The organism is Enterococcus canis NBRC 100695 (assembly GCF_001544375.1).
In the GTDB taxonomy this organism is placed as follows: domain Bacteria; phylum Bacillota; class Bacilli; order Lactobacillales; family Enterococcaceae; genus Enterococcus_H; species Enterococcus_H canis.
This window is the reverse complement of sequence record NZ_BCQJ01000023.1, coordinates 1-6,964: the sequence shown is the minus strand read 5'-3', so window position 1 is coordinate 6,964 and position 6,964 is coordinate 1. Positions and strand designations below refer to the sequence as shown.

Annotated in this window: 8 protein-coding genes; 5 read left to right on the top strand and 3 right to left on the bottom strand. The window is 32.6% G+C overall.

Features of this window, described 5'->3' with window-relative positions; genetic code table 11:
• From ECA01S_RS14415 to ECA01S_RS14750, 3 genes are all read left to right on the top strand, one after another.
• Nucleotides 1-290 (top strand): hypothetical protein (locus ECA01S_RS14415; protein ID WP_169792786.1); only part of this gene is annotated, 290 nt, incomplete at its 5' end.
• 234 nt (nucleotides 291-524) lie between these two features.
• On the top strand, nucleotides 525-986 hold the full coding sequence (locus ECA01S_RS13525) for a hypothetical protein (protein WP_067396437.1): 462 nt from the start codon (nucleotides 525-527) through the stop codon (nucleotides 984-986).
• A 335-nt stretch (nucleotides 987-1,321) separates the two neighbouring features.
• Nucleotides 1,322-1,453 carry a hypothetical protein gene (locus tag ECA01S_RS14750; protein WP_281176667.1) on the top strand — a complete coding sequence of 44 codons (132 nt, stop codon included), beginning with the start codon at nucleotides 1,322-1,324 and terminating at the stop codon, nucleotides 1,451-1,453.
• A 488-nt stretch (nucleotides 1,454-1,941) separates the two neighbouring features.
• Here the strand turns inward: ECA01S_RS14750 and ECA01S_RS13520 are convergent, their stop codons facing one another.
• The gene (locus ECA01S_RS13520; protein ID WP_083571281.1) at nucleotides 1,942-2,946 is read right to left on the bottom strand and encodes a serine hydrolase domain-containing protein; all 1,005 of its coding nucleotides are present in this window, start codon (nucleotides 2,944-2,946) and stop codon (nucleotides 1,942-1,944) included.
• A gap of 637 nt (nucleotides 2,947-3,583) precedes the next feature.
• On the opposite strand from ECA01S_RS13520, the gene ECA01S_RS13515 reads away from it, so the two are divergent.
• Nucleotides 3,584-4,639: a hypothetical protein gene (locus ECA01S_RS13515; protein ID WP_169792785.1), complete on the top strand. Its 1,056-nt coding sequence runs from the start codon at nucleotides 3,584-3,586 to the stop codon at nucleotides 4,637-4,639.
• Between the two features lie 535 nt (nucleotides 4,640-5,174).
• Nucleotides 5,175-5,636, top strand: a complete 462-nt coding sequence (locus ECA01S_RS13510; protein ID WP_067396425.1) for a hypothetical protein — start codon at nucleotides 5,175-5,177, stop codon at nucleotides 5,634-5,636.
• Nucleotides 5,637-5,976: 340 nt separating this feature from the next.
• Here the strand turns inward: ECA01S_RS13510 and ECA01S_RS13505 are convergent, their stop codons facing one another.
• Nucleotides 5,977-6,306 (bottom strand): type II toxin-antitoxin system PemK/MazF family toxin, encoded by a 330-nt coding sequence (locus tag ECA01S_RS13505; RefSeq protein ID WP_067396420.1) that lies wholly within the window; start codon nucleotides 6,304-6,306, stop codon nucleotides 5,977-5,979.
• Nucleotides 6,300-6,545, bottom strand: a complete 246-nt coding sequence (locus tag ECA01S_RS13500) for an AbrB/MazE/SpoVT family DNA-binding domain-containing protein (protein WP_067396409.1) — start codon at nucleotides 6,543-6,545, stop codon at nucleotides 6,300-6,302. Before ECA01S_RS13500 ends, ECA01S_RS13505 begins: the two co-directional genes overlap by 7 nt.
• Nucleotides 6,546-6,964 lie beyond the last annotated feature (419 nt).

Below are 6,964 nucleotides of genomic sequence, written 5' to 3'. Positions count from 1 at the left end.
CTCTAAAATTATATGAAAAAATTGGAAGTGATATTTTAAGGTCCCCAAAAAATTTAAGGGAAACTGCTAAAGGAGAAAAAATTTATGATTATTTTGTAATCTTTACTAATCAGAAACCAGATTTTAGAGGGCATCGTGATATATTACAAGCTGGTGAATGGACAAATTATGGCAGTAAACTATACAGAATTGATACTATATTAGAAAAAGAAGAGATACAAACTATTATTTCAAAGACTTTTAACTACACGAATAGTGATTTTTTTATTTCAAAAACATTTTTTTATTAGGATTATCTATTCATATTTAGAAGAGTAAGACCTTGTCTAAAAATATTGGGTTTGATTGAGTATCTAAACGTAGTTTGACAATAGAAAAAATGACTGGGATCAGATTTATGTGATAGTTAAATAATCTGCTTTTTAATCTAATGAATGAGGTAACAACGTGGAAATTATGAAGTTCGTTATCTTATCTAGTAATAAGAATAGCAGGGGTATATATAGTTACGGAGGTAGATAAAGATGAGTTTAGATTTTTTTCTGCTACATGATAATACCGATTTCTTAGAAGTGTTTTCTATATATATGGAGGGGAACAAAAATAAAAATGAGAATATTTTAGAAAGTGCGACGCTCTCAGAGGAGTTGGGGTTTTATCTTACTGAGACACTAGGTGGAATAGAAAGTCATGACATGACGGGAAAAACGATGTATGGCGTAACAGAAATTGGACCGGTGTATTTTGAAGCTTCTCAATTTGATAGACTACTTACTTTTTTCAATAGTTGGTGTTCCATTTTTTCTATCTATGAAAAAGAAACTGTCACACTTAAAAATCCCGAAAATGGATATGAAGACGAAAAAACTGCTTATTTTACCTTGGAGAGGGAAAATATTGTAAAAGAGCTCAAAGATGTTAGCAATATGTTAGAAAAAGCGATAGAAAGGGAAGATGATTCATTACGTATGTATGTTTCTTTGTAGGAATGTATATACTTCACTATCTGAAAGAAATTCAAATTTCGTAATTGGGTGTTCTACCCATCGAAAAAGTGTCAGTTCTTAATTTCCCCAGTCTCTTTTTTCCATCTATTTTACCTTAATCTGAAGAATTAGAAAACTTTGCAACAGAACCGGAAGAAATATGAATGGCAGCGACTATAAAACCGCCTTTGATTTCCACCACAACTAACTGCTGATAGCAGTTCTTGGTTATGATACAATGACTGAGTAGAAAGTGATATGGACGGTGGCTATCCTGGAGAGGTGGTGGTGCTTATGAGAATAAGTTCCGAAATCTTAGTGAAAGGAGACGCCTTTTGCCATTTGAGGGCTGGATCGCCTTGATTCTAGTATTTGCCCCAGTTTTGAAAGTAGCTATTGAGTTACTGACAGCTGTAGTCAAACTAGTTCAAACGATTGAAGAGTCTAAAAAAGAGCAAAAAAAATAATCGTCCTATATTCTTAGCGGAATCGACGATTATTTTTTAACCATTCTGCTGCCGTCCTTAGAACGGCCTACGTGAGGACATGTTGACGCATGTCCTCTTTACATATTTAGTATAAGGCTATATTCTATTTATTTCAAGTAATTGAAGATGTTACTTTTGGGTTTAAGCTCCATTACATTAGATTCTATGGAGGGATAGTTATGATAAAAAGGGAAAGGAATATGATATGGAAATAGTAAAAAAAATTAACTCCATTGAATTTTATAAACAAATATATAAAAAAGGTTGTAACTCTTTTTGGATATTTAGACCTATTTATTATATTTCTACTTTTATTGGGACATACCTGTTTGTTATGGGTTTTAGGCCACAATTTTGACTAATAGCTGTATCTGAGATAATGAGACAAATATCTAAAGCTACTCTTAAACAAGTAGCTTTTCAAATCAATCTGATGTCCCCCATTCCAGGTATCTTTTCTCAGCTATCTATACATTATTCTTTTTTCCAGCTAAATAATTTCGAGCAAGCTCCCAAACATTGTCTTCATAATTACTAAAAACTGTGTATATATCTTTTTCCAAAGGATTGAACAGTGAAATACAGGAAACACCGGGATCGCAACCTTCAATATAAATATGCGTATGATTTTTTGTAGAATTCGCCAACCAAATTCCAAGTCCGTAATGTTCTTTTTCATTTCCTACATGTTTTTTAATCATTTCTGAAATGCTCTTTTCAGATAAGATTTCATAGGAGAACAGTCCATCCCAAAAGTTACAAATGTCCATTACTGTTGTATAGCACCCACCTGCTCCTGTTCCTTTACAATCAATAGAATAAATATTACTACGAGGTTTTTCTCCTTGTTCTTTTATATAGCCAATTGCTGTATTCGCAGGTAAATTGTCCAATTCAAAATATCCAGTATTTGACATATGAAGTTTATCAAACACCATGTCTTTCAAAACTTGATCAAAATGACAATTCGTTATTTTTTCAATAATATCTGCTAAAAGCACATATCCTGCGTTGTTATAAATAAATTCTCCCCTTCTTTTGCTATCTTGTTTTTTATCAACAAACAGTGGCATTATATCGCTATTTTTTCGAATAGAGTAATTAGGAATCTTTTGCCAAAGTTGTTCGTAATCCGCCTCAATTGATTCATCAAAATAATCCTGAATACCTGAAGTATGGGTCAATAATTCATATATAGTTATATCTCCATTAATTTCTTTTAAAGAAGTACCATAAAAATTATCCAAAGTTGTTTCTAATGACAGTTTCTTTTGCTCAATCAGTTTCATTATAGCTACTGCCACAAATATTTTTCCCATAGAAGCAGTTCCAAATTTTGTATCGGTATGAATAGCTAACTGATTTGATTTATCACGATATCCATACATTTCAATCTGAATTTGTTGATTCTCTCTTTTCAGAATAATTCCTGAAAATTCGTTCTCTTTCTTCTCATTTTCCAATACTGTCACCTCTAATTATATATATTCACTTACTAAAAGTTCTTCAATTGCTACTCCATCTAATTTCATTACTTTATCAATCACTTATTTATACAAAAAAAGTTTTTTTGATTTTTCAACTTAAATATATTGTATCATGGTTTTTGACCCCTTTTCCGTACAAGCACGAAGCAGAATTTACTAATTTTTACAAATTCGTTATATTAACTAAGTTTAAAAGCTTATTGAGTACGAATTTAATTGTATTAAAATAGTTATTTAAACGCCGGAAACTTTTTTAAAAAGTGCCGAAAACATGCTAAAAACACTGGTTTTGGTCATCAAAACACACTACTATGCATCACTTTTGGATAATTTATTGCAATTACAAGAGCCTAAATGCTAATCAGTATTTAGGTTTTTTTGTGTCCAATAGGGTACCCTCTATTGGCCTTTCGGATTAACCTTTGTATTTTCAAGAGTGAAGTGGACATATAGATTGGGCAAAGTAACATAGCTCATTTTGTGGATATGATAAGACTATACGGAACTATAAAGTACGTGGCTGCCTAGATGTGAAAGTCCTTATAAGTTATACTTGAAAGAAGAACTGAGATTATAAAAATATTATGTTGTTTGAATGGGGGACTGAATATTGAAGAAGTTTATGATTTGGTTATTTGTTGGTTGTATGATTGGCTTGCTAGTTGGCGCAAGCACCGCCATTATAGCGCCGGAGTTGAATTTTTCATTCGAATATGTCGATTGGTTCCTTGAATTACCTCTGGGTATTTTCATATTTGTCATATCCATTTTTTTGCACATTGTGATTCATGAAGTAGGTCATCTATTGATGGGACTAGTAAGTGGCTATCGCTTCGTAGGACTAAGTATACTTGGTTATATGGTAGTCAAAAACCCTCAAAATAAACTTGAATTCAAGCGATTTAAAGTACCAGGTATTGGCGGCCAATGTTTAATGGCACCTCCAGAGTATTCAAAAGACTTCGCGTATAAGCGATATTTGCTAGGTGGTATCCTTGCGAATGGAGTAGCAATTATCATATGTAGTCTTTTTATAAAGTGGAATTTATTTAGCTGGATTTTTATAATTGTAGGAGCGATTGTTGTTTTAACAAACGGAATTCCCATGCAGTTCAATGATGGTAAGAGCGTACAATTAATGGCAAAAGATGAAACAAATCGCAAACTGATGTATGTTGCGCTGAAAGCAAATGCGTTATTGTATCAAGGATATGATTATACGGAAATGAATGAAGAATACTTTCTGCCTCTTAATACAGTTGGTTATAGTTATCTCAATACACAACATGATATAATGCGTGTTAATTATTTCTTAAATAGGCTAGATTTTCGAGAAGCACACCGTATGTTAGAAGATTTGTGGCGTCAAAAGAATGAGATTAGTGTTCCTATTTTCAAAACTGGCATCGAAGGAGAACTACTATCAGTCTTATGCTATTTGAACCCAACTGACCAACGGATTTCCGAATTATGGAACAACTCAGAATTGCAGCACTTTCTGAAACAACCGCTCATGGGAAATTATAGAATAAAAGCGTCATATGCAAAAAGTGAAGGCGATACAAGAACAGCCATTGATTTGTTAAAAGCCTCATTGGATGCGCAACAGAATATGCCGAGTGCTGGGGATGCTAAGATGGAGGTCAAACTTGCCAAGTTTTTACTTAGTAAGTGGTAAAACTGAATGCGACACTCTGAATTTATTATGGGTATAGAGATATTGAAGGGAAGAATTGATATTTATTTAGTAATGGAAGCTTAAGTGCTTAAATAGATTAAGACAAAGAGAGCGGGTATAGTTAATATGAGTAGGATATGGTATCTGGAATGGAGTCTAAAATCGTTTTTTATCTATCTGTTTTTCTTATTAACAAATTTGATTTTGTATACGATCAATCCATACAATAATCCAGATTCTTATACATGGTTAAGTGAATGGTTAATCGGAACACCTTGGCTAATCCATGTGATAACAATCATACCCTTGGCTTTTAGTATTGCTTTTTTAGTCAAGGGAAAGAGTAAGTGAAAGATATATTGATAAAACTGAAAGACTTTATTTAATCAGATAGTCAAAGTATTGTCATAAAAATAATGTTTGTAGAAAGGTACATGCTAATATTTAATTGTAACTATGAATTGAAAAGGCTCGTTATCTTATCTAGTAATAAGAATACCAGGGGTAATATATGTATTTACGGAGGTAGATAAAGATGAGTTTAGATTTTTTTCTGCTACATGATAATACCGATTTCTTAGAAGTGTTTTCTATATATATGGAGGGGAACAAAAATAAAAATGAGAATCTTTTAGAAAGTGTGACGCTCTCAAAAGAATTGGGATTTTATCTTTCTGAAACACTAGATGGAATAGAAAGTCATGACATGACAGGAAAAACGATGTATGGCGTAACAGAAATCGGACCGGTGTATTTTGAATCCTATCAATTTGATAGACTACTTACTTTTTTCAATAGTTGGTTCTCCATTTTTTCTATTTATGAAAAAGAAATTGTCACACTTAAAAATCCTGAACATGGATATGAAGACGAAAAAACTGCTTATTTTACCTTGGAGAGGGAAAATATTGTAAAAGAGCTCAAAGATGTTAGCAATATGTTAGAAAAAGCGATAGAAAGGAAAGATGAATCATTACGTATTTATGTTTCTTTGTAGGAATGTATATACTTCTCTATCGGAAGGGAATTCAAATTTAGGAGTTGGGTGTTCCACCTACAGAAAAGAGAGCAAGTTATAATGACTTTTGCTTTTTTTTTATCATATTTTTGACTTATCTTCAAATCTATAAAAATTTGGTGGTTTCTTATTTTTGCTTATAACTTAAGATAATGGCTGACCTCGACCGGTTGTGGATGATGTTTTTGACCAGGATTGACTCTTAAGCGATTGATCCTTCTAAAGAGGTAGTAAAAGAGATTGTTGTAGAAAATGATGGTGTAGTTTTGAGCAGTTCATTATATAAAAGATAAAAAGAGCTGTGAGATTTTCTCGCAGCTCAATCTTTTTGAAAAATCACTTTTACTTTTTTTAAAAGTTCCTCGATAAAATCATCAGAAACTGTTTCTACAAAATCATGTTTTCTAGCATTGTAATCAATTGCAACTAGTTGATCTAACAATACTTTTCCAGTGGTTTGGTTTGATTTTGGTACTGGAACATAAAGGGGATAGTTTCGCTTTGTATTAGAAATTGGAGCGAATATCGCGATATTAGAATATTGCGCGACACCCTTATAACTTAAGCAAATATAAGGTCGGTATCCTTGCTGCTCATGACCTTGTTTCGGATTCAAATTGAATTTTACAATATCGCCTTGTTTTACCATAGTTCATTTCCTACTGGCTCAAACTCTACCAATTCACTTTTGAAGGATTCACCATTATAATCCTTAAATAATTGTTCAAATGTTAACTCATCTTTAGAATCGATACCTAAAACTAGTTTTCCATTTTCAATTTCAACATCCAATTTATCCCCTTGTTTCGCACCGATTGCTTTCAATAATTCTGCGGGAATTCTAATCGCATTTGAGTTTCCCCATTTACCAACAGATATTTGCATCATAATGCTAACCACCTTTCTATATATCTATTATAGCACAAAAGATATACAATGTATATCTTTTGTGCTGATTTCTTATTTAGCCTCAAAATTTTAAAAAGTATTCCTATCGATTGGGTGTAAGATCCGGTACGGCTGGAAAAATTAAGTTCGTGTTTCAGCTGAAAAACTGCTGTTCCTGGCAAAATGTTTGTTCGTCCTTTTCAAATGTAAAATTTTGATTCCACTTAATTCATCGACATTGAAAGCGCTATATATTAAACTCGAATTGACCTAAAAAAATACTTAATTCATTTAGCAGTGTCATTTAAATATTCATTTGCTGTGTTATCAGGGACATATCTGCAAAGGACGGTCTATTCCCTGCGCTTAGATTTTCGATGCAGCTTGAGTCTAGGTTGGATAGTAGAGATTTACATGGT

Excerpts from the sequence above, each read along its gene's own strand:
- ECA01S_RS13525 (WP_067396437.1), top strand. The coding sequence starts at position 525 with ATGAGTTTAGATTTTTTTCTGCTACATGATAATACCGATTTCTTAGAA.
- ECA01S_RS13515 (WP_169792785.1), top strand. The coding sequence starts at position 3,584 with ATGATTTGGTTATTTGTTGGTTGTATGATTGGCTTGCTAGTTGGCGCA.
- ECA01S_RS13510 (WP_067396425.1), top strand. The coding sequence starts at position 5,175 with ATGAGTTTAGATTTTTTTCTGCTACATGATAATACCGATTTCTTAGAA.
- ECA01S_RS13505 (WP_067396420.1), bottom strand. The coding sequence starts at position 6,306 with ATGGTAAAACAAGGCGATATTGTAAAATTCAATTTGAATCCGAAACAA.
- ECA01S_RS13500 (WP_067396409.1), bottom strand. The coding sequence starts at position 6,545 with ATGATGCAAATATCTGTTGGTAAATGGGGAAACTCAAATGCGATTAGA.